The sequence below is a fragment of the Pseudomonas putida genome (genome assembly GCF_022627325.1).
Classification (GTDB): domain Bacteria; phylum Pseudomonadota; class Gammaproteobacteria; order Pseudomonadales; family Pseudomonadaceae; genus Aquipseudomonas; species Aquipseudomonas putida_X.
In genome coordinates this window covers 195,840-220,059 of sequence record NZ_JAETZZ010000002.1, presented here as the reverse complement: position 1 = coordinate 220,059, position 24,220 = coordinate 195,840, and the positions used below count along the sequence as shown (strand labels likewise).

The 24,220-nt window shown below is 63.7% G+C and carries 23 protein-coding genes; 11 read left to right on the top strand and 12 right to left on the bottom strand.

What is annotated here, in order from left to right; genetic code table 11:
- Nucleotides 1-94: 94 nt before the first annotated feature.
- The 5 genes from JNA92_RS04900 to JNA92_RS04880 all read right to left on the bottom strand — a co-directional run bounded on the left by JNA92_RS04900 (nt 95) and on the right by JNA92_RS04880 (nt 5,533).
- Nucleotides 95-2,296, bottom strand: a complete 2,202-nt coding sequence (locus JNA92_RS04900) for a xanthine dehydrogenase family protein molybdopterin-binding subunit (protein WP_241803602.1) — start codon at nt 2,294-2,296, stop codon at nt 95-97.
- Nucleotides 2,293-3,294, bottom strand: a complete 1,002-nt coding sequence (locus tag JNA92_RS04895; RefSeq protein ID WP_241803601.1) for an FAD binding domain-containing protein — start codon at nt 3,292-3,294, stop codon at nt 2,293-2,295. The genes JNA92_RS04900 and JNA92_RS04895 overlap by 4 nt, the downstream gene beginning before the upstream one ends.
- Nucleotides 3,291-3,818 (bottom strand): (2Fe-2S)-binding protein, encoded by a 528-nt coding sequence (locus JNA92_RS04890; RefSeq protein ID WP_241803600.1) that lies wholly within the window; start codon nt 3,816-3,818, stop codon nt 3,291-3,293. Before JNA92_RS04890 ends, JNA92_RS04895 begins: the two co-directional genes overlap by 4 nt.
- A 150-nt stretch (nt 3,819-3,968) precedes the next feature.
- On the bottom strand, nt 3,969-4,757 hold the full coding sequence (locus tag JNA92_RS04885; protein ID WP_241803599.1) for a formate/nitrite transporter family protein: 789 nt from the start codon (nt 4,755-4,757) through the stop codon (nt 3,969-3,971).
- A gap of 377 nt (nt 4,758-5,134) precedes the next feature.
- A complete protein-coding gene (locus JNA92_RS04880; protein ID WP_241803598.1) occupies nt 5,135-5,533 on the bottom strand; it encodes a hypothetical protein in 399 nt (132 codons plus the stop codon).
- A 233-nt stretch (nt 5,534-5,766) separates the two neighbouring features.
- On the opposite strand from JNA92_RS04880, the gene JNA92_RS04875 reads away from it, so the two are divergent.
- Entirely contained in the window at nt 5,767-6,240 is a 474-nt protein-coding gene (locus JNA92_RS04875; RefSeq protein WP_241803597.1) for an isochorismatase family protein, read from the top strand.
- A gap of 135 nt (nt 6,241-6,375) precedes the next feature.
- Here JNA92_RS04875 and JNA92_RS04870 read toward each other — a convergent pair whose 3' ends face one another.
- Nucleotides 6,376-7,077 carry a DUF3053 domain-containing protein gene (locus JNA92_RS04870; RefSeq protein ID WP_241803596.1) on the bottom strand — a complete coding sequence of 234 codons (702 nt, stop codon included), beginning with the start codon at nt 7,075-7,077 and terminating at the stop codon, nt 6,376-6,378.
- A 127-nt stretch (nt 7,078-7,204) separates the two neighbouring features.
- Entirely contained in the window at nt 7,205-8,158 is a 954-nt protein-coding gene (locus tag JNA92_RS04865; RefSeq protein WP_241803595.1) for a LysR family transcriptional regulator, read from the bottom strand.
- 147 nt (nt 8,159-8,305) lie between these two features.
- On the opposite strand from JNA92_RS04865, the gene JNA92_RS04860 reads away from it, so the two are divergent.
- The 6 genes from JNA92_RS04860 (at nt 8,306) to JNA92_RS04835 (ending at nt 13,663) form a co-directional block, all read left to right on the top strand.
- Nucleotides 8,306-9,133, top strand: coding sequence for an amidohydrolase family protein (locus JNA92_RS04860; protein ID WP_241803594.1), 828 nt, complete (start codon nt 8,306-8,308; stop codon nt 9,131-9,133).
- A 42-nt stretch (nt 9,134-9,175) separates the two neighbouring features.
- Complete coding sequence (locus JNA92_RS04855) at nt 9,176-10,525, top strand: MFS transporter (protein WP_241803593.1); 1,350 nt, start codon at nt 9,176-9,178, stop codon at nt 10,523-10,525.
- A complete protein-coding gene (locus JNA92_RS04850; RefSeq protein ID WP_241803592.1) occupies nt 10,522-11,262 on the top strand; it encodes an SDR family NAD(P)-dependent oxidoreductase in 741 nt (246 codons plus the stop codon). Before JNA92_RS04855 ends, JNA92_RS04850 begins: the two co-directional genes overlap by 4 nt.
- Nucleotides 11,259-12,059 carry a sugar phosphate isomerase/epimerase family protein gene (locus tag JNA92_RS04845; protein ID WP_241803591.1) on the top strand — a complete coding sequence of 267 codons (801 nt, stop codon included), beginning with the start codon at nt 11,259-11,261 and terminating at the stop codon, nt 12,057-12,059. Before JNA92_RS04850 ends, JNA92_RS04845 begins: the two co-directional genes overlap by 4 nt.
- 332 nt (nt 12,060-12,391) lie before the next feature.
- A complete protein-coding gene (locus tag JNA92_RS04840) occupies nt 12,392-12,712 on the top strand; it encodes a hypothetical protein (RefSeq protein WP_012314688.1) in 321 nt (106 codons plus the stop codon).
- Nucleotides 12,713-12,847: 135 nt separating this feature from the next.
- Entirely contained in the window at nt 12,848-13,663 is an 816-nt protein-coding gene (locus JNA92_RS04835; RefSeq protein WP_241803590.1) for a substrate-binding periplasmic protein, read from the top strand.
- Between the two features lie 48 nt (nt 13,664-13,711).
- Here the strand turns inward: JNA92_RS04835 and JNA92_RS04830 are convergent, their stop codons facing one another.
- Genes JNA92_RS04830 through JNA92_RS04815 form a run of 4 tightly spaced genes read right to left on the bottom strand, consistent with a single transcriptional unit; the run spans nt 13,712 to nt 18,808 of the window.
- Nucleotides 13,712-14,725, bottom strand: a complete 1,014-nt coding sequence (locus JNA92_RS04830) for an XdhC family protein (RefSeq protein WP_241803589.1) — start codon at nt 14,723-14,725, stop codon at nt 13,712-13,714.
- A gap of 13 nt (nt 14,726-14,738) precedes the next feature.
- Nucleotides 14,739-16,085 (bottom strand): c-type cytochrome, encoded by a 1,347-nt coding sequence (locus JNA92_RS04825; protein ID WP_241803588.1) that lies wholly within the window; start codon nt 16,083-16,085, stop codon nt 14,739-14,741.
- 18 nt (nt 16,086-16,103) lie between these two features.
- A complete protein-coding gene (locus JNA92_RS04820) occupies nt 16,104-18,353 on the bottom strand; it encodes a xanthine dehydrogenase family protein molybdopterin-binding subunit (RefSeq protein ID WP_241803587.1) in 2,250 nt (749 codons plus the stop codon).
- Nucleotides 18,353-18,808 (bottom strand): (2Fe-2S)-binding protein, encoded by a 456-nt coding sequence (locus JNA92_RS04815; protein ID WP_056800918.1) that lies wholly within the window; start codon nt 18,806-18,808, stop codon nt 18,353-18,355. The genes JNA92_RS04820 and JNA92_RS04815 overlap by 1 nt, the downstream gene beginning before the upstream one ends.
- 259 nt (nt 18,809-19,067) lie before the next feature.
- Between JNA92_RS04815 and JNA92_RS04810 the strand changes: the two genes are divergently transcribed.
- Nucleotides 19,068-21,254: an OsmC domain/YcaO domain-containing protein gene (locus tag JNA92_RS04810; RefSeq protein ID WP_241803586.1), complete on the top strand. Its 2,187-nt coding sequence runs from the start codon at nt 19,068-19,070 to the stop codon at nt 21,252-21,254.
- 39 nt (nt 21,255-21,293) lie between these two features.
- Here the strand turns inward: JNA92_RS04810 and JNA92_RS04805 are convergent, their stop codons facing one another.
- The gene (locus tag JNA92_RS04805) at nt 21,294-21,593 is read right to left on the bottom strand and encodes a hypothetical protein (RefSeq protein ID WP_241803585.1); all 300 of its coding nucleotides are present in this window, start codon (nt 21,591-21,593) and stop codon (nt 21,294-21,296) included.
- 176 nt (nt 21,594-21,769) lie between these two features.
- On the opposite strand from JNA92_RS04805, the gene JNA92_RS04800 reads away from it, so the two are divergent.
- The 3 genes from JNA92_RS04800 to JNA92_RS04790 all read left to right on the top strand — a co-directional run bounded on the left by JNA92_RS04800 (nt 21,770) and on the right by JNA92_RS04790 (nt 24,141).
- A complete protein-coding gene (locus JNA92_RS04800; RefSeq protein WP_174141128.1) occupies nt 21,770-22,198 on the top strand; it encodes a DUF2231 domain-containing protein in 429 nt (142 codons plus the stop codon).
- Nucleotides 22,195-23,487 (top strand): PQQ-dependent sugar dehydrogenase, encoded by a 1,293-nt coding sequence (locus JNA92_RS04795; protein WP_241803584.1) that lies wholly within the window; start codon nt 22,195-22,197, stop codon nt 23,485-23,487. Before JNA92_RS04800 ends, JNA92_RS04795 begins: the two co-directional genes overlap by 4 nt.
- Nucleotides 23,488-23,562: 75 nt before the next feature.
- On the top strand, nt 23,563-24,141 hold the full coding sequence (locus tag JNA92_RS04790) for a hypothetical protein (RefSeq protein WP_241803583.1): 579 nt from the start codon (nt 23,563-23,565) through the stop codon (nt 24,139-24,141).
- The last annotated feature ends 79 nt before the right edge of the window (nt 24,142-24,220 follow it).

Below are 24,220 nucleotides of genomic sequence, written 5' to 3'. Positions count from 1 at the left end.
GCCAAGCGCGCCCGGCGTTATGCCTGGAATGCACTGAGACCCGTGAATCGAGCGCCGCCTGGGCGGCGCCCGATCCCCTGAGCCCCGCCCGCTGCTACAGCACTTTGTCCAGCGTTATCGGAAACGCTCTGACGCGCTTGCCGGTGGCATGGTAAACGGCATTGGCAACCGCCGCCGCGACCCCCACGATACCGATCTCGCCCACCCCCTTGGAGCCAAGCTCATTGACGATGTCGTCATCCTCGTCAACGAACATCACCTCGATATCAGCGATATCGGCGTGCACCGGGATGTGGTATTCGGCCAGGTTGTGGTTGAGGATGCGCCCGAGCTGATGATCGGTTTGGGTCGCTTCCTGCAACGCCATGCCCAAGCCCCAGACCACGCCCCCGAGGATCTGGCTACGGGCGGTTTTCGGGTTGACCACACGCCCGGCGGCCACTGCGCTGACCACCCGGGTGACTTTGATCGTACCCAGGGCCTCGTCCACCTGTACCTCTACGAAGACGGCCGAATGGGTAGCGGTGGAGAACGGCGTGCGTCCGGCACCAGGCTCGGCGTCGATCTGCACCTGCAGCTCGCCGTCCCTGGCCGTTGCGGCGATGCTGGCGATGGCGATACGGTGTTCCCCCGCTTGCAGGTAGCCTTGCGCGAAGGCCACATTCTCTACCGGTATTGCAGCTATTTCGGGGAAATTCTGCCGTGCGAGTTCCAGCACCTTGGTGCGCAGGGTCTGGCAGGCCTGCTGCACCGCCGAACCCACTGAGGACACCGTGAACGAACCACCCTGCAACGGCGCGGTTGGCAGTGAGGAGTCGCCCAGCAGGAAAGTCACATCCTGTGGCAAGACCCCGGCAGCGTCCGCAGCAATCTGGGTCATCACGGTATAGGTGCCGGTGCCTATGTCGGTGGTAGCGCTACTGACGGTCAAATGCCCGCGGCTGTCGAAGCAGGCCCGGGCGCTGGCCTTCATCTGCAACGCTTCCCAGACCCCACCCGCCACGCCCCAGCCGATCAACTGCTGGCCCCGGCGCATGCTGCGTGGCTTTGAAGTGCGTTTGCCCCAGCCGAAGCGCGCGGCGCCCTGGTCATAACAGGCCAACAGCTCTTTGCTGGAATAGGGTTTGCCGTCGTTGCCATTGTGGCTGGCGAAGTTGCGGCGACGCAGTTCGAGGGGGTCAAGGTTCGCGGCACATGCCAACTCATCCATCGCGCACTCCAACGCCAGCACCCCGGACGCGGCACCCGGCGCACGCATGTCCAGCGGGGTGTAGACGTCCAGCGGCGCAAGGCGATAACTGAGCGCAACGTTGTCGCAGTGGTAGAGCATGCCGCTCCATTCCACCAGATGTTCGGTGAAGTCTTCGAAGCGCGAGGTCTGGCCGAGCGCGTCGTGGGCAATCGCCAGCAGCTTGCCATCGGCCGCCGCACCCAGGCGCAGCCGTTGCTGGGTACGGGGGCGGTAGCCGAAGGTGAACATCTGTTGGCGTGTGAGGGTAAGGCGCACCGAACGTTTCAGGTGCAGGGCTGCCATCACGGCCAGCGGCAACTGGTATTGCGGCCGCAGCCCGGAGCCGAAGGCACCGCCGACAAAAGCGGCGAGCACCCTGATGTTCTGTTTGGGCAGGCCGAACACCTTGTGCAGGTAGTCCTGACAGTTCTGCGTGCCCTGGGTCTTGTCGTGAATTTCCAGGGTGTCTCCCGCTTTGTAGAAAACGGTCGACGCGTGGGGCTCCATCGGGTTGTGATGCTCGATGGGCGTGTCGTAGGTGGCATCGATACGCACTGCGGCTTGAGCGTAATACCCAGCGAAATCACCGCGGGGCTCTGGCGTCTCTGCGGGTGCCGGGTGCGTCTGGTCGAGCACCGCGCCCAGGTCGGTCTGGTGCGGCTCTTCGCTGTAGTCGATGCGCACCAGGGCGCCGGCATGGCGTGCCAGTTCAAGGCTCTCGGCGACCACCAGTGCCAGCGGTTGCCCGCTGTACAGCACACGGTCGTTGAACAGCGGCCGGAACGGGGAGCCTTCGGCCGAGTCGGCATCACTGTAATCGTCGTCATAGCTGGAAATGCGTGGGCGATTGGCGTGGTGCAGCACGGCGACCACCCCGGGTAACTGCATTGCCTGGGTCGTGTCGATGGCGCGCACCCGGCCGCGGGCGATGGTGCTCGATACCACACTGGCGTGGAGCAGCCCCGGCTCGGGGTGCTCACCGGCATACCGCGCTGTGCCAGTCACCTTGGCCACGCCATCCACTCGGTCCAGGGGTTTGCCCACCACGTTGGTCGTCTGGGTCATGGCGTTGTCCTCTGAATGCTGGCGCCATCGGCGGCTTCATTGAGCGCACGGACGATCGCGCGTTTGGCGAGTTCCACTTTGAATGCGTTGTGGCTCAGCGGTTGAGCCGCTTGTAGCCACGCTTGGGCCGCGCGGTCGAAGAGCGCCTCGGAAACCTTTTGCCCTTGCAGGGTCATTTCCACGGCCCGGTCTCGCCAAGGCTTGTGCGCCACGCCTCCCAGGGCCACTCGGGCGTCCTGGATCACTTCGCCATCAAGCTTCAGTGCGGCAGCGACGGACACCAGGGCAAATGCGTAGGAGGCACGGTCACGAATCTTCAGGTAGCGGGCGTGCTGCGCAAATTCAGGGGGCGGCAACTCGATCGCGGTGATCAGCTCATCGGCTGAGAGGTGGTTGTCGTGTTGCGGTGTGTCGCCCGGCAAACGGTGAAAGTCGGCAAAGGGTATCTGCCGCGTTCCCGCCCGGCCTTGCACGTGGACCACCGCATCGAGTGCTGCCAGTGCCACACACATGTCCGAAGGGTGGGTGGCGACGCAGGCATCGCTGGCGCCCAGGATGGCGTGGCTGCGATTGAGGCCCGACCGTGCAGGGCACCCGCTGCCCGGCTCACGTTTGTTGCAGGGGGTGCCGGTGTCATAGAAGTAATAGCAGCGGGTGCGCTGCAGCAAGTTGCCCCCGGTGGTCGCCATGTTGCGCAACTGCGGCGATGCGCCGGCAAGGATCGCCTGGGACAGCAACGGGTAGTGCTGCTCGATCAAGGCATTCCAGGCCAGGTCGGCGTTGCTGACCAACGCGCCGATCAGCACGCCGCCGTTCGCAGTGGGCTCGATACCTTTCAAGTCCAGGGCAGTGATGTCGATCAGGCGCGCCGGGCGGACCACGTTTTCCTTCATCAGATCGACCAGGTTGGTGCCGCCGGCAATGAAACGGCTGGCGCCGTCCGCCAGGTTCACCGCTTCGCTGACCGAAGATGGCCTGTGGTAGCTGAAAGGGGTCATGGCTTCGGCCCTCCTTGCGGCTCGGCGGCAGCCTGCATCAGCGGCAATGCCTCTTCGACCGCCGCGATGATATTGCTGTAGGCGCCGCAGCGGCAGAGATTGCCGCTCATGTGTTCGCGGATGTCTTCACGGGTGACGGCGCGGCCTTCGTGGGCCAGCCCGACGGCAGAACAGATCTGACCGGGTGTGCAATAGCCGCACTGGAAGGCGTCATGGGTAATGAAGGCGCGCTGCATGGGGTGCAGTTGCTCGCCTTGGGCCAGCCCCTCGACCGTGACCAGGTCGGCGCCGTCGCACATCACGGCAAGGGTCAGGCAGGCGTTGACCCGCTTGCCGTCGCGCAGCACCGTGCAGGCGCCGCACTGGCCATGGTCACAGCCTTTCTTGCTGCCGATCAGGTCGAGTTGCTCACGCAGCAGATCGAGCAGGGTGGTCCAGGGGTGGACGTGCAGCGACGTGCGTTTGCCATTGAGTGTCAGGCTGATGGGATGCCCATCGACACCCTGTTGGGAGTTGGTGCTCATGGGAAAACCTCACGGTCAGGAATGCATTCGCGCAATCAAGTGCGTCTATTCCCTGCGACTGGAGGGTTTTACCAAACGTTCAGGTTTTATTCGGGGCTTGCGGTCATGCGCCGTGCCGGCAGGCTATGCCATCCATGGCAAACGCTGGGCTCAACGGGCGACGGCTTGTTCTTCTGCCGAGGCGCCGAAGGACAGGTAGTACGCCAACCCCACGAAGATCGCGCCACCCACTGCGTTGCCCAGGAAGACTGCCGCCAGGTTGTGCACCAGCTGCCCCCAGCTCAGGTAACCGGCGAAGATCGCTGCCGGGATCAGGAACATGTTGGCCACCACGTGCTGGAAGCCGATGGCGACGAAGGCCATGATCGGGAACCAGATACCAAGCACCTTGCCGCTCATCTCACGGCTGGCGTAGGCCAGCCAGACTGCCAGGCACACCAGCCAGTTGCAGCCGATGCCGGAAACGAAGGCATGGAGGAAATCGGCGCTGGCCTTGCTGGTTGCCGCGGCCAGCGTCTTGCTCAGGTAGGCACCTTCAGTGAGCCCAAGCAAGTGGCCAAAGCAGTAGGCCACGAACAGCGCGCCCAGCAGGTTTGCCACGGTCACCAGACCCCAGTTGCGCGCGACGTCCACCAGGCGGATGCGCCGGGCGAACATCGCCAGGGGCAGGCTCATCATGTTGCCGGTGAGCAACTCGCCGCCGGCCAGGATGACCAGGATCAGCCCGATCGGGAATACCGCGGCGCCCAGCAAGTTGCCCAACGAGGCCCAGGGCGCAGGGATCATGGCGCTGACATGGATGTCCAGCAGAAAGCCCATTGAGATGAAGGCCCCGGCCAGAAAGCCCAGGATGAGGGTGGCGCGGGCGGGCATGTGGGCTTTGCGGGTGCCGGCTTCGATGACCAGCTCGGTGATGCGGGAGGGGGTATTGACGGACATTTCAGTAACTCGAACGCAAGGACGGCGGTCACGCCATGAGGCATGTTCGCGGTCGGGGGTTAACAGAGGGCGCAGGGCAGTCAGCGAGGTATTCAGCAGAAGGGCAACACAGACAAACTCGATCGACTTCGTGGAGCGGGGCACGTTATCTGAGGCAATTTGACGCAGTCAAATCGATAGACTGGATGGCTTGATAGAGGCACTCGATGATGGGGGAAATGTGGGCGCTGGCCTGATACCTGTCAGGGTTCGCAGCGCGTGCCGGCATCGAACCGGCCACCGTTGAAAACTGGGGGCTTGGGCTTTTGAGAAACCTCAGGGCGTAGTGCTGGGGCCACGCAGCGCGAATAGCCCTGAGGCCTCGATTGCAACGAAAATCAGCGGCGATAGTAGTGGTGATTGGCTTCGTAGCGGTGGTGCATGGCCCGCTCATGGCGGCGCTGCCACTCGCGGCGGCGTTCGGCTTCACGGCGCGCCTGCTCACGGCGCCACTGGTCGCGGCGCCATTGGTCACGACGCCAGTCGTCTCTGCGGTCGTGCCAGTGGCCGTCGCGCCGGTAACGGTCATCATGGGCCAGCAGCGCAGCGGGTTGGGCGGCCGTCACGCTCGCCAGGCTCGGCCAAGGGTTGTTGGCGGCCTCGTTGTACGCCTGAACAGGGGTGGCTTCGGTGGCAAGGCGCGGCGCGGGTGCTTTCGCCGGTGTTGCGCAGGCCGAGCCCATTGCCGCGAACGCGAACAGGCCCAGCAGCACTGTTCGAGGGACTTGGAATTTCATGAGCGAAGACAACCTCTGATAGACATCGGGACGTTGGGCCATGGCGTCGCGGGCAAACCCAGGGGCAGCCAGCGACGTTCATCTGCCTGTTCACATAGACCCGTAATCAAAAAAAAGTTCTGGAAAACCGTAACTTAGTCATCTGGATTGCAACGCCGTGTGCTCGTCCAAGGGCGTCATCGGCCGCCAGCAACGGTATACTCCGTACCTTTGCCAGCGCCCCGGAGACAGCCATGCGGCAGGTTTTACTCATCATCGACGTACAGTCCACCTTCAGCCCGCCCGAGTGGCTGGTCGATGGTGTGCGTGCGCTGTCTGCGATGATCCCGACCATTGCCTCGGTGCAGTTGCACGATGAACAGGTCACGCCGTTCGAGCGGCAACTGGGCTGGCACCCGGCAGCAGAAGACGAGAGCCTGGTGGAGGCCGACAAGGTCTTTATCAAGCATGGTTACAGGCAGACTGCCGAGACCATCGAGTACATCAGGGCGCTAGGCGTGGAACGGGTATTGGTCTGCGGGTTGCAGACCGAGACGTGTGTGCTTGCCGCCGGCTTCGCGCTGTTCGACGCGGGGCTCATGCCGACGTTGATCACCGACCTGACCGTGGGGTCTTCCCTGGATCGCTCAGGGAAAATGGGCATCGCGTTGTGGAAGCATCACTTCGGTAACGTCATCACCCGGGCTCAGGTGCTGGCCGAAGGGTGATCGCCCGCCGGGCAATCGCGCTGCATCAGGGCTCGATCAGCGCCCAAGCGGGCGAGGGAGGGGGGGTGCGGGTGAATATCCAGCTGCCGAAGCGGGTGTGAGCGAACCCCCACCCGCCGCCTGATTCGCAGCCGACTAGCGCCCGAGCATGACCGTTTGCAGCCTTGCCTGCGCCTGCTGCACGGTCTTGGCCTGGTTGTTCAGGTCCGCCAGCAAGGCATTCAACTCAGCCTGAACGGTTGGGTCGGACACCTTCACGATGGCCCCGTTGATTTCTATCTTTTCCTTGTGCGCATCCACGTAGTCGGCCACCTTCAGGCTGCTGTCCAGGGTGCCGTTGATCTGCGGCAGCACGTCCAGGAAGGTGTCGGCCGGGACGCTGACGGTGCGCGCATAGGCCTTGTCGTACACCACCTTGAGGTCTTCCGGCTGCTTGAGCTGGGCATGGGCGGTGTCCGCCTTGGCCTTTTGCTCTTGCAGCTGGTTGCCCATGTCGTTCAGGCCGGTCTGCACGGCCTTGATGTCGTCACGGCGGGCAGTGACATCATTGAGCGAGCGAACCGCGCCTTTTTGCAGCAGGTTGCCCAAAGGCTGTACTGCGGCATCCATCGCGCCGTTGAACTGGGTGATGACGGCGTAGTGATCGCTGTAGGGGCCAAATGCCTTGGACTCGTCTGCGCTCAGCTTGGGCACGTGCACGCCTGGCTTGTCGACGATACGGGTCTGCAGGAATTCGCTGAAGGCGGCCCGTTGCTTGGGTTCGCTGTCGCCACAGGCGGCCAGTACCAGGGGCAGGGCGAGGGCGAGCAGCCAGCGGGGCTTGAATGGGACGTTCATGTCGGTGAATCTCCTGAGTGCATGGGTAGGCCTGCGCACCGGCAAGCGCTGCGCGGCGGTGCAAGGGTAGCGTTTCTCAGCCTGCGGATCCAATCCGGCATTCACGGCATCTCCAGGGCCACTCGCTTTACCTGTCGGGCAACTCGAACCCAGGGATCTGCCGCCCCAGCTTGCGCGCCTGGCCATGCAGCACGCGCATCAGGTGCAGGGCCGCCTGTGACGGCGGTTCAAAACGCGAATGGACGAAGCTGATATCGAAGTGAATCTCGTCGGCCAAGGGCACCACGGCCAGGCCGCTGTCCTGTGCCACGAATTCATCGATCACGCTGATACCCATGCCTTGCTTGACCAGCGCCACGGCCTCGTTGGCATTGGTGAACGACAACAGCGAGTCCAGGTGCAGGCCACGGCGGGCTATTTCCTCGGCCAGCAACTTGCCGAACGGCATGTCCGGGCGAAACAGCAGCAGCGCATGGCCTTCCAGCTGCTGCAAGCTCAGGCTTGGCTGCTGTGCCAGGGGGTGATCGACGGGCATTACAGCGACCATGCGCCCACGCATGAATGCCTGTGAATGCAGGTGGTCGTGCACCACCGGCAGGGCGGCGATAGAGAGGTCGACCTTCTTCGACAGGATCTGGTTGGGCATCTCGCCCATCAGCGAGGTCTGCCATTCGATCTGCAGTGCAGGCGCCTCACGCTTGAGCTGGGCCAGGGCGGTGGGGATTACCACCGTCGACAACGAGGCGCTGCAGGAGATCCGCAGCTTGCGATGGGCGCCGGTGGCCAGCGCCAGCGCGCATTCATTGACTTGCAGTGCTGCCTGATACACCCGTTCGACCTCACGGAACAGGATCTGCGCCTCGGCGGTGGGCACCAGGCGGTTGTTGATGCGCTCGAACAGGCGGTAGGCCAAGCGCCCTTCGATGTAGCCGATGAGCTTGCTCACCGCCGGCTGCGAGACATACAGCATCTTCGCGGCAGCGCTGATCGAGCCGGTCAGCATGACCGCCCGAAACACCTCCATGTGCCGCAGTTTGAATACCAGTGCACTGGCTTCGCTGCCTTCTTTGCCGGGGAGCATGAGTATTACCTTAGGTTATGGTCTTCGCCATCTGTGTATGAGCGCCTCGGCGACGCCCGCAGTATCGTGGGCCCAGGCCAAACGCCCGTGGTGGCGAACAATAACAAGATCTGCAGGCAAGCGCAGTGGCGCTTGAAGGAGCCGCCTTTGAACATCTTTGATGAACCGAAGATCGATTGCCATAACCATTTGTTTGACCCTGCACGCTTCGCCTATCACCCCGATGCGCCGTACGCACCGTCCGGCCAGGAGATCGCGCCGCTGGAGCAGTTCAACCAGGTGATGGAGGCCTATGGCGTGCGCCATGCCTTGTTGGTAGGGCCCAACAGTGGCTACCACACTGACAACCGCTGCCTGCTGCATGCCTTGGCGAGCGCTCAGGGCCGTTTCAAGGGCATAGCGGTGGTCGAGCGCCACATCAGCCTCGAGCAGCTGGCCGCACTGCGTGAGCAGGGCGTGGTCGGTGTGGCGTTCAACCCGGCAATGTATGGCGTGCAGAGCCTGAACGACGCCGGACCGTTGTTCGGCAAGCTTGCCGAACTTGGCCTGTTCGCCCAGATCCAGGTGTGCGACGACCAGCTCGTCGAACTGCTCGGCCTGATCCAGGCCAGCGCGGTGCGGGTATTGATCGACCATTGCGGGCGGCCGGATGCGGCCGGCGGTATCCGACAGGCCGGCTTTCAGGCATTGCTCCGGCTGGCTCGACAGGGCCGGGCCTGCGTGAAGCTTTCGGGCATGCAGAAATTCGCCAGCGCTGCTGCCCTGCATGAGCAAAGCAGCGTGTACGTACACGAGTTGATCAACGCCTTTGGCCCGCATGCCTGTGTGTGGGGGTCGGACTGGCCGTTCATCCGCCAGCACACCCGGGTGGATTACGGCCCCTTGTTGAAGTTGGCCGAGCGCTTGATGCCAGACCCGCACCTGCGGCGCACCATCATGTGGGAGACCCCAAGGCGCCTGTTCGGGTTTGCCTGACGCCTGCACCTTTGCCATTCCAAGAACAAGAGAGCAAATGCCATGAATGCTGATCAGCCTATCGGTGCCAAGGTGTTCCACACCCCCGCGCGCCAGCAGCAACGTACCCGAACCCGCTTCATGATCCTGGCGCTGATCTCAGGCGGCACCATGATCAACTACCTGGACCGCAGCGTGATGGGCATCGCCGCGCCGAGCATGAGTGCCGATCTGGGCCTTAACGCGGCGATGATGGGGGTGATCTTCTCAGCGTTCTCCTGGACCTACGCGGCGGCGCAGATCCCTGGCGGCATACTGATCGACCGGCTGGGCACCAAGCTCACCTACTGGCTGGCGCTGACGCTGTGGTCGCTGTTCACCGGCCTGCAGGGCCTGGCCCAAGGGTTTCTGTCCTTGCTGGGCATGCGCTTTCTGGTCGGTGTCACAGAAGCACCGTGCTTCCCTACCAACAGCCGCGTGGTGGCGACCTGGTTCCCGCAAAGCGAGCGGGCCAGGGCGACCGGTATCTATACCTTTGCCGAGTACACCGGCCTTGCGTTCCTGACACCCTTGCTGTTTTGGGTGTTGCACGCCTACGGCTGGCGCTTTCTGCTGATGGCGGTCGGGTTACTGGGCGTGCTCTACGGATTGGTCTGGTGGCGTAAATACCACGAGCCACACCAGTCGACCACGGCCAGCCAGGCCGAGCTCGATCATATCGCTGCCGGCGGTGGGGTGGTCGATGGTGGCCAGAAAGCCACTGTCTTTGCGTGGTCGCAGATCCCGGCGCTGCTCAAGCACCGCAACATGCTCGGTATCTGCCTTGGGCAGTTCGCCTGCAACTCGACCAATGTGTTCTTCCTGACCTGGTTCCCGACCTATCTGGTCACTGAACGGCACATGCCTTGGCTTAAAGTCGGTTGGGTAGCGGTGCTGCCGTTCATCGCCGCTTCGCTGGGCACGCTGGTCGGCGGCTGGCTCTCCGATGCCTTGCTGCGCCGCGGCTACTCGCTGAATGTGGCACGCAAGCTGCCGGTCATCGCCGGCCTGCTGACCGCCTCGGTGATTGTCCTGGCCAACTATGTCGAGTCGGACGTGCTGGTCATTGCCATCCTGTGTATCGCCTATTTCGCCCAGGGCATGTCCGCCTTGGCCTGGATGATCGTTTCCGACATCGCGCCCAAGGGCTTGCTGGGCCTCAGTGGTGGGCTGTTCAACCTGTTCGCCAACGCCGCCGGCATCGTTACCCCGCTGACCATCGGCCTGATCGTGACGGCCACCGGGTCCTTCGTCTGGGCCTTGGTCTTCGTCTCCTCGATCACCGCCCTTGGCGCGCTGTGTTACCTGTTCATGGTGCGTGACCTGCGTCGCCTGCCGGATATTCCCTGTGTTGAAAAAGGAGCTGAACAATGAGCCAACCCCTGCAAGGGCAAACTGCGATCGTGACCGGTGGCATGCGTGGCATCGGCCTGGCCATCGCCCAACGGCTGCACTGCGCCGGTGCCCAGGTGGTGATCTGGGACCTCGAAGTGGATGGCTGGGACAGTGTCGTCAACGGTTTCGAGCCAGTGCTGCGCCAGGCTGTGGATGTCGCCTCATTGGCCACGGTCGAGGCGGCATTCGCTGAGGTGCTGGCGCGCGTGGGGCCGGTCGAAATCCTGATCAACAACGCTGGCATCAACGGGCCGGTGGTACCGTCCTGGGAGTACCCGCCGCAGGCCTGGGACAAGGTCATCGCCATCGACCTGAACGGCGTCTTCTACTGCTGCCGAACGGCCATCCCGCATATGCGCGAGCGCGGTTATGGGCGGATCGTCAACGTGGCATCGATGGCGGGCAAGGATGGCGTGCAATACATCAGCGGCTACTCGGCTGCCAAGGCCGGGGTCATCGCCTTCACCAAGGCCGCAGCCAAGGAACTGGCGCAGGAGGGTGTGTCGCTCAACTGCATCGCCCCGGCGATGGTCGAAACGCCGCTGATGGCTGAGATGACGCAGGAGCATATCGCGGCGAGCAAGGCCAAGATACCGATGGGGCGTTTTCTCAAGGCTGAGGAAATTGCCAACATGGTGGCCTGGATCGCCGGGCCGGAATGCAGCTTCACCACAGGCTTCGTGTTCGACCTCAGTGGTGGGAGGGCGACCTATTGAGGCCCCTTGCGGTTGCCCATCTCACCGCGCTGGACCTTGCGCCGCAGGCGTTGGTGCGTGAGGCTGGCAGTGCCGGTTTCAACGCCGTGGGCTTGCGGCTGCACCCGGTGATGCCGGGGGCGCAGGCTTACCCGCTGGCGGCGGGGGGGCAGGCGTTGCGAGAGGTGAAGGCCGTGATGGCAGGTGAGGGTGTGAGTGTTGCCGACATCGAGTTCGTCCCGCTGACGCCGCAACTGCAGGTTGGCGATTGTTCAGCCTTGCTGGCCGCAGGTGCTGAACTGGGCGCCACCAGCCTTACGGTATCCGGGGATGACGAAGACCGAGTGCGGCTTGCGCACAACTTCGCGGCGCTGTGTGAAATGGCCAAGGCGTATGGCTTGCGTGTGGATCTGGAGTTCATGCGCTGGAGGCCGGTGGCCACCCTGCAGCAGGCGTTGGCTGTGGTGCACATGGCTGGGCAGGACAACAGCGCGGTACTGGTGGATGCGCTGCATCTGTTCCGTTCGGGCGGGGAGGTAGCGGCACTTGCCGACGTCGACCCGCGCTACCTGCGGGCGGTGCAACTGTGCGATGCGCCGCGCTCGGCGCCCGCTGAGGCACTGATTATCCAGGAGGCGCGTGAAGGGCGGTTGTTGCCGGGGCAGGGGCAGTTGCCACTGGCAGCACTGCTGGGCGCGTTGCCGGTGGATGTGCACGTGAGCGTGGAAACGCCTTCGATGATGCTTGGCGGTGAAAACCGCTTGCAGCAGGTGCATGCAGCGACGCACGGTTGGTTGAGCAGTGCTGGCCTGCAGTGAGGCCTGTTGAAGGCGTGCATTCGGTTCTTCACCGGTTGCAGGGAGGCCGGTGGTGGGTAGCTAGCGCTGCGGGTGCAAGCCATAGGCTGTTGCCACCCACCCGGTGGCCCGGACCTCGCCGACTGTATTTCGGGCAGGGGTTGGAAAGGGGCCGGCAGTCGCCCCCGACGGCTACAACCAACCGGACGGCGCACACCGCTAGGGCGATGGCCCTCACCTATGGTATACAACCCTTAACACCACACCACCATCACCTGGCGCCTGGAAGCGTTCTGGGTTGGTCGGTGACTTTCCTGCAACTGCTCCTTTTATAGAGAAACGGAGATTCGAAGATGACCGCCACCGACCGTCTGAGCCTGCTTCAGTATGAGCACCTGGGCCTGGACGATGTAGCCGCCGCTGAATTCAAGGTCGCTCTGGGTGAACTGCGCAAGTTGGCACTGGGTGACCGCTACGAGCACCACGCCGCGCTCCATCTGGGCGATATCGCCGAAGCCGAAAACCGTCAGCAACTGGACCAGACGAAAAACTGGGGCATAGGCTTCCTGCAGGGGCTGACCTGCGCGCAAACGCTCACCGAAGAGCAAGTCAGGGCACTGCGCGGCGTGTTCCAGGCGGCGGCCAAGCGGTCTTTGGCGCGCATGCCCGGATAAATTTCTGGCAGCCAGCTGATTCTCGTCCAGAATCTTTAAAGCATGCGGGCAGCAGTACAGCAGACGTGCGCAGGATGTGGCAGCCTTTCGCGACCACGGCTGGCCGCCTAAGGCCCCAAGCACCGAGGGTTGTAGATGGTCGAGCGGTGGTCCGGTCGGTCTTTGCTGCTTTGGCTTTTCTTTTTTCTGCTGCCTCAGGCCTGGGCAGCGGAGGATGCGTGTCGGCAACTGACCGCCACCGGCAATCCGGAATACCCCCCTTACCTGTGGCGCGACCCGACCAACCCCCAACGACTGATCGGGGCCAACGCCGACCTGCTTGATCACCTGGGCCGGGCGCTCGGGCTGGAAATGCAGGTGGTCTACGGTGGGCCCTGGTCGCGGGCCCAGGAAGAGGTGCGCAAAGGCCGTATCGATTTGATGGCCGGTTACTTCCTGACCCAGGCGCGTCAGCAGGAGGTAGACTTCATCAGCCCGCCATTCCTGCATACCCCAAGTGTTGTCTGGGTGCGCCAGGACGCGGCCTTTGCTTACCGTGGCTGGCCAGACTTGAAGGGGCGCAAGGGCGGCACCCTGGTCAGCAACAGTCATGGCCAGGCGTTCGATGACTATGCCAGGGCCAACCTCACCCTCGAAGCGGTTCCCAGCGCCAGGCAGGCGTTCGAGAAGCTGCTGCACAAGCGTAACGACTACCTGATCTATGAGCAGTACCCCGGTATGGCGATGGCGCGGACGCTGGGTATGGAGGCGCAGTTGAAGGTGCTCGACCCGCCGGTTTCCAGTGAGGGTTTGTACCTGGCGCTGTCCCAGGCCTCGCCGTGCAACCAGCCCAGGCTGCGTGAGCGCCTGGCGCAGAAAATGAAGGAAATTGTCGCTGGCCCGCTGCCTGGGCAGCTACTGGCGAAGAACCTCGAGCGTTGGAAACAGCAGCAAGCGGGCGGGCCGCACTGAGGCGGCGTGGGCGCGGCGGCGGTGTTCAGTGATGGGCGCACGTTGATGTCATGCACTGGCTTCCCGAGCCCGCTTGGCCGTGGTCACATTGGCCGCGCTGGGCAAGGCCACGCCGTTCTTGATGGCCAGCACCTCGGCCATGACGCTGACCGCGATCTCCGCAGGGGTCTTGCTACCGATGTAGATGCCGATTGGGCCATGCAGGCGTTTGAGTGAGGCCTGGGTCTGGCCGAAATGCTCGACCAGGCGTTCGCGGCGCAGCTGGCTGTTACGCCGCGAGCCGATCACACCGATGTAGAAGGCTGGGCTGTGCAAGGCTTCGAGCAGGGCCAGGTCGTCCAGCTTGGGGTCATGGCTAAGGCCAATGATGCAACTGCGCAGGTCCGGGGCAAAGGCCCTGACCATGTCGTCCGGCATGCCGACCAGCTTCTCCACGCCCGCGACATTCCAGCCATCCATGTATTCATGGCGAGGGTCACAGACGGCCACCTTGAAGCCATTGAACAGCGCCATGGTCGCCAGGTATTCGGCCAGTGCCCCGGCACCGATCAACAGCATGCGGTCGCCGGGGCCCAGGGTATTGACCATCCGCTGGCCATCGAAGCTGAACTGCTCTGGCGCATGCGTGGCGGTCAGGCTTGTGTCACTGGTGCCAAGGTCCAGCTCGCGACGGACCAGGTTGCCAGCGTCCAGCTGCGCCAGAAGCTGCTCAAGGCTGGGCAACGAAGGGTTGAATTCGAGTATCAGCTCCAGGGTCCCGCCGCAGGGCAGGCCAAAGCGATGGGCCTCGTCGGCACTGACGCCGTAACGCACCACGCGCGGCAGCCCTTCCGGCATGCCCTCGCCGTTGTAGGCGGTGGTGTAGCGATGCACCAGGTCATCCTCGATGCAACCACCGGAGACGCTGCCAATGACCCTGCCATCGCCACGCAGGGCCATCATCGAACCCACCGGCCTGGGCGATGAGCCCCAGGTACGGGCGACGGTTGCCAGCAGCACCCGTTCGCCTGCCTTGAGCCAGTCACAGCTGGTGCGCAGGACCAGCAGGTCGATGCTTTCCATTGACGGTTATTCCTCAGCGCATGTGCAAGATGATCGGGCTGCTGCTCGCCGGGTCGGTATCCCCGCGCAGCTTGCTGACGGCCTGCGCATCGACCGCACCGCCGTGGTTGCCCCAGGTACCGCGGACGAAGCTCAGTACATCGGCGATCTCCTGGTCCGACAATTGCTCGCGGAACGCCGGCATGCGGTAGGCATCCGGCAGCCCTGCGGCGACGATGCGTTGCGAGCCATTGAGGGTGATGTTGATCGCCGACGCATCTTCCTTCGCCAGCGACGAGGTGGCCCCCGCCAGCGGCGGCATCCATTCTGCCTGGCCCTTGCCGTCCAAGCCGTGGCAGGTGGCGCAGCGGGTCACGTAGGTGTGGGCGCCCGGGCTGTTCAGGCGCTCGCCGGCAGACACCGCCTGGTATTGCCACGGCGCGCCGTCACGTTGTGGGTCGCCCGGCAACGATTTGAGGTAGCGGGCGATCGCTGCCAGGTCGTCATCGCTCATGAACTGGGTGGAATTGTTGAACGCCTCGGTCATCGAGCCATAGACCACCGCATGCTGATTGCGCCCGTGTTTGAGGAACTGCACGATCTGCGCCTCGCTCCAGCGGCCCAGGCCAGTGTTGTGGTCGTTACGCAGGCTGGGTGCGTACCAGCCATCGAGCAGCGCACCGGCCAGGAACGGCTTGCCCTCTTCATCCAGGGCTTTTTCGTTGAAGGCCAGGCCCCGCGGGGTATGGCAACTGCCACAGTGGCCGGGCCCCTGAACGATATAGGCACCTCGGTTCCACACCGCGTCCTGCGTCGGTTTGACCGCGTAAGGTTGGTCTGCTGCGAACAGGCCGTTCCACAGCGCGATCGGCCAGCGCATGTTCAACGGCCACGGGATATCGCTGGGGATGTTCGCCTGCTGTGCCGGCTGCACACCTTTCATGAAGAAGGCATACAGGGCCCGCACATCATCATCACTGAGCTTGGCATACGAGGGGTAGGGCATGGCCGGGTACAGCCGCCGGCCGCCCGGCGCGACGCCGTGACGCACGGCGCGGTCGAAGTCGGCAAGGCTGTAATTGCCGATGCCCGTCGCGGGGTCGGGCGTCACGTTGGTGGCGTGTATCGCCCCCAGTGGTGTGGCCATTTCCAGCCCACCGGCAAACGGCTTGCCGTCGGGCAGGCTGTGGCAGGCGACGCAGTCGCTGAGCCTGGCCACGTACTCACCACGGCTGACCAGGGCAGGGTCGAAGCTGGCATTCTGTTCGGTGACGAAGGGCGAAGCGGGCTCACGGGTGACATACCAGGCCAGCAGGCCGGCGGCGACCAGGCACGGCAGCGCCAGCCAGCCTGCGGTTCTTGCGAATCGACTGTGGGTCATGGGGCGTTCCTTGTCCGGTCAGCTGAAGGTATGGCGGCTCATGGGCAGGCTGCGGATGCGCTGGCCGGTAAGCTGCGCCACCGCGTTGGCCACTGCTGGCGCCACCGCAGGCAACGGCGGCTCGCCAATGCCCCCCATCTTCGCGCCGCTTTCGACAATGCGCACATGCACCCGGGCCATGCGCGAGGCAGGCAGGATCGGATACAGGTCGTAGTTGCGCGCACGCGGCTTGCCATCGATGAACACCGCTTCCTCGACCAGCGTCTGCGACAGGCCGAGTGCCACGGCGCCGTTGACCTGGGCTTCGATGATCGCCGGGTTGACGATGCTGCCAGGGTCGATCGCCTGCCAGATATCGTGGACCTTGACCTGGCCATCTTCGATCGACACTTCAGCGATCACGGCGGCCTCCGAGCCGAACGGCGAGGCCATGGCCACGCCTCGTGCCCGCTTGCTGCCGTCTTCAGCGGTGAACGGCCCGCGCTTCCAGCCACCGGACAATTCACCCACCGCTTGCAGCAGGTTGGTCAGGCGAGGGTTGTCGCGCAGCAGGTGCAGGCGCAACTCGAAGGGGTCCTTGCCGCCTTTGTCGGCCAGTTCGTCCAGGAAGGACTCATAGAAGAAGTCGTTCAGCGAGTTGCCCACCGAGCGCCAGTAACCCAGCATGGCCGGGCCCTTGACGTAGATCTGTGCGATACGCTTGTTGGCGATGGCGTAGGATTTGCCCGACAGCCCTTCGAGCGCCGTTGGGTCGATCTTCTCGCCTTGCTTGCCTGCCAGGGCCTCGGTCGGGCCCTCTGTGGCACTCACCGCTTCGATGGCCACTGGCAGGCCATCGGCATCCAGCCCTGCGCGGAACTTGACCACCGCCACCGGTCGCAGCACATCGCGCAGGAATTCTTCCTCGCGGCTCCAGATCAGCTTCACCGGGCGGCCGACGGCCTTGGCCAGCAAGATGGCCTGCGGGTACGGGTTGGCCGAGTCATACAGGAAGTGGCGACCGAAGAACCCACCCAGAAGCGGGGAGTGCAAGGTGATCTTTGCAGGGTCCAGGCCGGTGCGTTTGGCGATGTCGTCACGGAACATGTCCGGCGCCTGGTTGGGCAGCCAGACTTCCAGCGAACCGTCGGGGTTGTAGCGCGCCAGTGCGGACGGCGGCTCCAACTGGGCGTGGTTGAGGTACTGGTTGTGGTAGGTGGCCTCGACCTTGGTCTTGGCGTTGCCCAGTGCCGCGGCCAGATCGCCCTCGCTTTCGTCGTCGCGGGCCGGGCCTGTCTGGGCGGCCAGGTGCTCGCGCCAGGCATCGCTGGAAAAGTCGGCGGGCATGGCGCGTACCGTGCTGTCGGCGCCGGGTTCCTGCCAGTCCACCTGGACCGCTTCGACCGCACGCTTGGCGTGCCACCAGCGTTCGGCCACCACGGCAACGGCGCCTGGCAACTGATGCACCGAGTGCACGCCTTTCATGGCCTTGACCTGCTCTTCGTTGCGCAGGCGGCCCACGGTCATGCCCAGGCGCGGGGCATGCTGCACAGCGGCGTGGAGCATCCCCTCGAGCTTGATGTCGATGGTGTAAAGCGCTTTGCCGGTGGATTTGTCGTAGGCATCGACGCGCGCCACCGGCTTGCCGATCCAGCGGAACTGGCTGGGGTCGCGCAGCGTGATGCCGGCCGGGTCCGGTACCGGCAGGTCCATGGCCCGTTCAGCCAGTTCGCCATAGCCCAGCGCACGGCCCGAGGCAGCGTGCAGCACTTTGCCAGGCTCGGTGGACAGCTCGCTCACCGGTACGCCCCATTGTTCGGCTGCGGCCTGCAGCAGCATGGCCCGGGCGAGGGCGCCGAGGCGGCGCATGGTCGGGTAGCTCATGCGCACCGACATGCTGCCGCCGGTGATCCGCATGCCGTTTTCCATCACGACGTAGGCTTCGCCCGGCGGGGCACTGTCGACCACGAATGTGGCAGGGTCCGCGTCCAGTTCTTCGCCGACGATCTGCGCCATGGCGGTATAGGTGCCTTGGCCGCCTTCGATGAACGGGCAGAGCAGGCGTACCGTGCCGTCCTGGCGGATTTCCAGGAATGCAGGTACCTGGGTGCCGCGCTCCTGGGCGGCGGTCGTCGCCGCCTGGACCCGGCTGGTGCCCAGCGGCAGCCCGAAGCCCAGGACCAGCGCACCTACGGCGGTACTGGCGAGAAACCGCCGACGCGACAAGTTGACCGTTGCCCCCGGCGGTAGGTCGAGCAGCGCTGCAGGGGTATCGACAGGCGTATTCATCAGGCCTTCTCCCCTTGGGCAAGTTCGTGCACGGCGGCATGGATGGCGTTGTACGTGCCGCAGCGGCACAGGTTGACCATCGCCGCGTCGATTTGCGCATCGCTCGGTTTCGGGGTGTGCTTGAGCAGCGCGGTGGCCGCCATCACTTGCCCGGACTGGCAGTAACCGCATTGGGCCACCTGGTGCTCGACCCATGCCGCCACTACGCGCTTGCCCACCGCATCGGCCTCGATGGCTTCGATGGTGGTCACTTCACGCCCGACCACGCCGGCCACCGGCGTGACACAGGCGCGTACCACATTGCCGTCCACCAGCACCGAGCAGGCGCCGCACTGTGCCAGGCCGCAGCCATACTTGGTGCCGGTCAGGCCGAGGTCGTCGCGGATCACCCACAGCAACGGCGTGTCGGCGTCAGCCTCGACCTGGTAGGTCTTCTGGTTGATTCGAAGTTCCATGGCTCACCTGCTGATCATCGGTTGTCATTGTGTTGTCGTGCAGGGAATACGTTGCTCCCCAATCCGCAAACGCTAGCACAGGAGGGGGTGCGGCGGCCTGCCGTTTACCGAAGGTTCAGAGAATCAGGCAAGCAATCCGTTGAAATGCGCAATCGTGTGCGGTAGCGGTCAGGTGCGCAGACAAACAGGACTTCCAGCCGAAAAAACCGGATAATGCCGGCCAATTTCGTTTTGCACGTTCAAATCACGGTGTTCCCGCATGGAAATCAAGGTCAACTTTCTCGACAACCTTCGTCTTGAAGCCAAATTCGACGACTTCACGGTGATCGCCGACCAGCCGATTCGCTACAAAGGCGATGGCTCGGCCCCGGGGCCGTTCGACTATTTCCTTGCCTCATCGGCCCTGTGCGCCGCCTATTTCGTCAAGCTGTACTGCCAGACCCGGGACATCCCTACCGAAAACATCCGCCTGTCGCAGAACAACATCGTCGACCCTGAGAACCGCTACAACCAGATCTTCAAGATCCAGGTCGAGTTGCCGGAAGACATCTCCGAGAAGGACCGCCAGGGCATTCTGCGTTCCATCGACCGCTGCACGGTCAAGAAAGTGGTGCAGACCGGCCCTGAGTTCATCATCGAGCAGGTCGACAACCTCGATGCCGACGCCCAGGGCCTGCTCATGCCGGTCGCCGACACCACCACCTACATCGCCGGCAAGGACCTGCCGCTGGAGCAGACCATCGCCAACATGTCGGGCCTGCTCGCCGGGCTGGGCATGAAGATCGAGATCGCCTCCTGGCGCAACATCGTGCCCAACGTGTGGTCGCTGCACGTGCGCGATGCGCAGTCGCCAATGTGCTTCACCAACGGCAAGGGCTCGACCAAAGAGGCCGCCCTGGCCTCGGCGCTGGGTGAGTTCATCGAGCGTTTGAACTGCAACTTCTTCTATAACGACCAGTTCTGGGGCGAGGACATCGCCAACGCGCCGTTCGTGCATTATCCCAACGAGCAGTGGTTCAAACCCGGCGCCAAGGACGCGCTGCCAGGCGAGATCCTCGACCCATACTGCCTGCAGATCTACAACCCGGACGGCGAGCTGCGTGGTTCGCACCTGTATGACACCAACTCGGGCAACACCGAGCGTGGCATCTGTTCGCTGCCGTTCGTGCGCCAGTCCGACGGCCAGGTGGTGTACTTCCCGTCCAACCTGATCGAGAACCTGTTCCTCAGCAACGGCATGAGCGCCGGCAACACCCTGGCCGAAGCCCAGGTGCAGTGCCTGTCGGAAATCTTCGAGCGGGCGGTGAAGCGTGAAATCCTCGAGGGCGAGCTGTGCCTGCCGGATGTGCCGCAGGCGGTGCTGGCCAAGTACCCAGGGATCGTCGCAGGCATCCAGGGGCTTGAAGAGCAGGGCTTCCCGGTGTTGGTCAAGGACGCGTCGCTGGGCGGTGAATTCCCGGTCATGTGCGTGACCTTGATGAACCCGCGTACCGGTGGCGTGTTCGCCTCGTTCGGTGCCCATCCAAGCCTGGAAGTGGCGTTGGAGCGCAGCCTTACCGAACTGCTGCAGGGCCGCAGTTTCGAGGGGCTCAACGACTTGCCGCAGCCGACCTTCGAAAGCCACGCGCTGACCGAGCCGAACAACTTCGTCGAGCACTTCATCGACTCCAGTGGCGTGGTGTCGTGGCGCTTCTTCAGCGCCAAGGCCGATTTCGAGTTCGTCGAGTGGGACTTCTCCGGCCAGGGTGAAGATTCCAATGCCCAGGAAGCCGCGACCCTGTTCGGCATTCTCGAGGGCATGGGCAAAGAGGTGTACATGGCGGTGTACGACAACCTCGGCGCCAACGCCTGCCGCATCCTGGTACCGGGTTACTCGGAGATCTACCCGGTCGAGGACCTGATCTGGGACAACACCAACCGTGCCCTGGGTTTCCGTGCCGACATTCTCAACCTGCATAGCCTGGACAACCGGGCACTGCGCGCGCTGCTCAAGCGCCTGGACAACTGTGAGGTGGACGACTACACCACCATCACCACGCTGATCGGGGTCGAGTTCGACGACAACACGGTGTGGGGGCAGTTGACCATCCTTGAGTTGAAGCTGCTGATTTGCCTGGCGTTGAAGCGTTTCGAGGACGCCAAGGAGCTGGTCGAGGCGTTCCTGCAGTTCAACGACAACACTGTCGAGCGCGGTTTGTTCTACCAGGCACTGAATGTGGCGCTGGAAGTGGTGCTCGATGACGAGCTGGAAATGGAGGACTACGAGGCCAACTTCCGCCGGATGTTCGGCAACCCGCGCATGGATGCCGTGCTGGGTTCGGTGGACGGTAGCGTGCGCTTCCACGGTTTGACCCCCACCAGCATGAAGCTGGAAGGGCTGGACCGCCATCTGCGCCTGATCGAGAGCTACAAGAAACTGCATGCCGCCCGGGCCAAGGCGGTGTGACAAGGCTCTAGGCGCGCGACCTGCCGCGTTGCGCCTGTGCTAGTTCTTGCACTTGGCCATGACCACCTGGCAGGTCTTGGGCGTTCCGCCGGACCGGCCGGCGTAGCGGATGCAATTGTTCATCGACTTGTGTCGGGCCATGCTCAAGGTATCGCCCCACGCCAGGCCGCCTTCTCCCAGGGTGGGCACCGCCTTGGCGAAACAGTTCGAGCCCAAGGCCGCTATCTGGTAGCGAGCCTGGCTCTGTTTGTTCGAACATCCGCCCGCCAGCGTAAGGCTCAGGCCCAGCAGGGCATGTGCGGCCCACAACGCATACGGTCGTGCTGTATCAGCGCTCATGCCATTTGCCTCATGTGGTAAGAGGTGAAATCTTTCAGGATGTTTCTATCAAGCCAAGCGGTGAACTAACCGGACGTCAAGGTGATCCTTTGCTAAGCGCACCCCGCGCACGCCTGACGGACCGAGCACTCGCGCCTGTCCGCCAGCCCTGGTCACTGACTGAGTAAGGAGGCGCCGTGACCGCTACCGAGCAAACCCTCTACCGATGCACGCCCAGCCCGCTGCATGCAATCCTGCTGGCCGGCACGGTGCCGTTGTTTCTTGGCGCATTGCTGAGTGACATAGCCTATTTCAAGAGCTACCAGATCCAGTGGAGTAACTTCGCCTCCTGGTTGATTGCCGGCGGCCTGCTGTTCTGTGGCCTGACGTTGCTGTTCGCGCTGGCCAACCTGGTCCGCGCCGAGCGCAAGGGCGGGCGGCCGACACTGTACTTTCTGCTGTTGCTGGTGACTTGGGTACTGGGCCTGATCAATGCGTTCGAGCACGCCAAGGATGCCTGGGCAGTGATGCCTGCAGGCCTGGTGTTGTCTCTGATCGTCACCGTGCTGGCCTGCGTGGCGGCCTGGCTGGGCATGAGCAACCTGCGTTCGGGAGGTGCGGCATGAAACCTTTGCATGCATTGCCTGTTTTGAGTGTAGCGCTGCTGTTGAGCGCCTGCGGTGGGGACGGCGAGGCGACCCAGGCCCTGGGCCCCGACCCGAAACTGCCGGCCCCCGAGCGTGGCCTGCTGCCGAACATGAAGATCGCCGAGCCGGCACACTGGGGCGAGCAGAAGCCGACCGTGCCTGAGGGTTACAGCATCACCGCCATCGCCACTGACCTGAAAATCCCGCGCCAGAGCCTGGTCCTGCCCAACGGCGACATCCTGGTGGCCGAAGGCCGCGGCGGCAGTGCAGCCAAGCTCAAGCCCAAGGACGTCATCGCCAGCCAGATCAAGGCCAAGGGCAATACGCAGGTCAAGGGTGGCAACCGCCTGACACTGCTGCGGGACGCCGACGGCGATGGCACCTACGAGGTGCAGACGGTATTTGCCGAAAACCTCAACGCGCCGTATGGCCTGGCGTTTGCCGATGGCAAGCTGTACGTGGCCAACCAGGATGCGCTGGTGCGTTTCGACTACCAGGACGGCCAGACCAAGGCCGCCAACCCGCCGACCAAGGTCACCGACCTGCCGGCCGAGATCAATCACCACTGGACCAAGGCGCTGACCATCAGCCCCGATGGCCGTTATCTGTATGTGGGTATCGGGTCGAACAGCAATATCACCGAGCGGGGCATGGAAGCGGAGATCGACCGCGCCATGGTCTGGCAGGTCGATGCAGCCACCGGCGCCCACAAACCCTACGCCACCGGCTTGCGCAACCCAACGGCGCTGGCCATCCAGCCTGGCAGCGGGCAGCTGTGGACCGTGGTCAACGAGCGCGATGAACTCGGCCCGGACCTGGTGCCGGACTATCTCACCTCGGTGCGTGAAGGTGGCTTCTATGGCTGGCCCTACAGCTACTGGGGGCAGAATGTCGATGAGCGGGTCAAACCGCAGAATCCGGACAAGGTGGCCGCCGCGATCAAGCCCGATTACAGCCTCGGTTCGCATGTGGCCGCGCTGGGCGTGGACTTTTCCATACCGGCCATGGGCGAGCGCTTTGCCGACGGGGTGTTCGTGGGCGAGCACGGCAGTTGGAACCGGCCAAACCCTGTGGGCTACAAAGTGATCTTCGTCCCGTTCAGCAATGGCAAGCCTGCCGGCGAACCGATCGACTTCGCCACCGGCTTCCGGGCCGAGGACGGCAAGACCCGCGGCCGGCCGGTCGGGGTGACGGTCGATCCACGGGGTGCGCTGATCATCGCGGACGACCTGGCCAATACCGTCTGGCGGGTCACGCGCAATCGGTAAGTCCAGCTATGGTGTAGGAGCGGCGCGTGAAGCGTTCACGCGCCAATCTTGTGTCGATTACAAGGAAGCAGGCCTATGAATGCTCTTTGCATACTCGCTCGCGCCGTTGCGCTTGCCACGCTCGTGGGTACCGCCAGTTTAACGGTGCAGGCTGCCGACATACCGATCGCCAGTGAAGCACTGGAAAGCCATGTGACCACACAGGTCACGGCCATAGACCAGGCCAACCGGCAGGTGACCGTCAAAGGCCCGGACGACAAGGACGTGACGTTCCAGCTCAGCGAAAACGCCAAGGCGCTGCCCAACCTCAAAGTCGGTGACCAGGTCGATATCTACGTGACCCGTGCAGTGGCCTATGTGCTGAACACTGAGGTGGGCGGGGCGCCCAAAGCCAGTGATGAGTCGGGAACCATCCGCGCCACCCTGGCCAACCCCAACCCGGGCGGTGAGGCATTCCGCCAGGTGCGGGTGACGTCGCAGATCAAGAAGATCGACCTCAAGACCCATGAGGTGAGCCTGCTACCGCCGCAAGGCAAGTTGCAGGTGGTCAAGGTCGAAGACCCTGAGCTGCAGGCACGCATGAAAAACCTCAAGGTCGACCAGACGGTCGATGCGATCTACACCGAAGTACTTCGCATCGAGACATCCCGCTGACCTATCGCCGGCCCGGTCAGGGTGAGCCTAGCACCGGGCCGGCATCATTGATCGGTATCCATCATCCATGTGGCGAATA

Bases quoted from the DNA above. Each gene is read 5' to 3' on its own strand.
- JNA92_RS04900 (WP_241803602.1), bottom strand. From the start codon at position 2,296: ATGACCCAGACGACCAACGTGGTGGGCAAACCCCTGGACCGAGTGGAT.
- JNA92_RS04895 (WP_241803601.1), bottom strand. From the start codon at position 3,294: ATGACCCCTTTCAGCTACCACAGGCCATCTTCGGTCAGCGAAGCGGTG.
- JNA92_RS04890 (WP_241803600.1), bottom strand. From the start codon at position 3,818: ATGAGCACCAACTCCCAACAGGGTGTCGATGGGCATCCCATCAGCCTG.
- JNA92_RS04885 (WP_241803599.1), bottom strand. From the start codon at position 4,757: ATGTCCGTCAATACCCCCTCCCGCATCACCGAGCTGGTCATCGAAGCC.
- JNA92_RS04880 (WP_241803598.1), bottom strand. From the start codon at position 5,533: ATGAAATTCCAAGTCCCTCGAACAGTGCTGCTGGGCCTGTTCGCGTTC.
- JNA92_RS04875 (WP_241803597.1), top strand. From the start codon at position 5,767: ATGCGGCAGGTTTTACTCATCATCGACGTACAGTCCACCTTCAGCCCG.
- JNA92_RS04870 (WP_241803596.1), bottom strand. From the start codon at position 7,077: ATGAACGTCCCATTCAAGCCCCGCTGGCTGCTCGCCCTCGCCCTGCCC.
- JNA92_RS04865 (WP_241803595.1), bottom strand. From the start codon at position 8,158: ATGCTCCCCGGCAAAGAAGGCAGCGAAGCCAGTGCACTGGTATTCAAA.
- JNA92_RS04855 (WP_241803593.1), top strand. From the start codon at position 9,176: ATGAATGCTGATCAGCCTATCGGTGCCAAGGTGTTCCACACCCCCGCG.
- JNA92_RS04850 (WP_241803592.1), top strand. From the start codon at position 10,522: ATGAGCCAACCCCTGCAAGGGCAAACTGCGATCGTGACCGGTGGCATG.
- JNA92_RS04840 (WP_012314688.1), top strand. From the start codon at position 12,392: ATGACCGCCACCGACCGTCTGAGCCTGCTTCAGTATGAGCACCTGGGC.
- JNA92_RS04835 (WP_241803590.1), top strand. From the start codon at position 12,848: ATGGTCGAGCGGTGGTCCGGTCGGTCTTTGCTGCTTTGGCTTTTCTTT.
- JNA92_RS04830 (WP_241803589.1), bottom strand. From the start codon at position 14,725: ATGGAAAGCATCGACCTGCTGGTCCTGCGCACCAGCTGTGACTGGCTC.
- JNA92_RS04825 (WP_241803588.1), bottom strand. From the start codon at position 16,085: ATGACCCACAGTCGATTCGCAAGAACCGCAGGCTGGCTGGCGCTGCCG.
- JNA92_RS04820 (WP_241803587.1), bottom strand. From the start codon at position 18,353: ATGAATACGCCTGTCGATACCCCTGCAGCGCTGCTCGACCTACCGCCG.
- JNA92_RS04815 (WP_056800918.1), bottom strand. From the start codon at position 18,808: ATGGAACTTCGAATCAACCAGAAGACCTACCAGGTCGAGGCTGACGCC.
- JNA92_RS04810 (WP_241803586.1), top strand. From the start codon at position 19,068: ATGGAAATCAAGGTCAACTTTCTCGACAACCTTCGTCTTGAAGCCAAA.
- JNA92_RS04805 (WP_241803585.1), bottom strand. From the start codon at position 21,593: ATGAGCGCTGATACAGCACGACCGTATGCGTTGTGGGCCGCACATGCC.
- JNA92_RS04795 (WP_241803584.1), top strand. From the start codon at position 22,195: ATGAAACCTTTGCATGCATTGCCTGTTTTGAGTGTAGCGCTGCTGTTG.
- JNA92_RS04790 (WP_241803583.1), top strand. From the start codon at position 23,563: ATGAATGCTCTTTGCATACTCGCTCGCGCCGTTGCGCTTGCCACGCTC.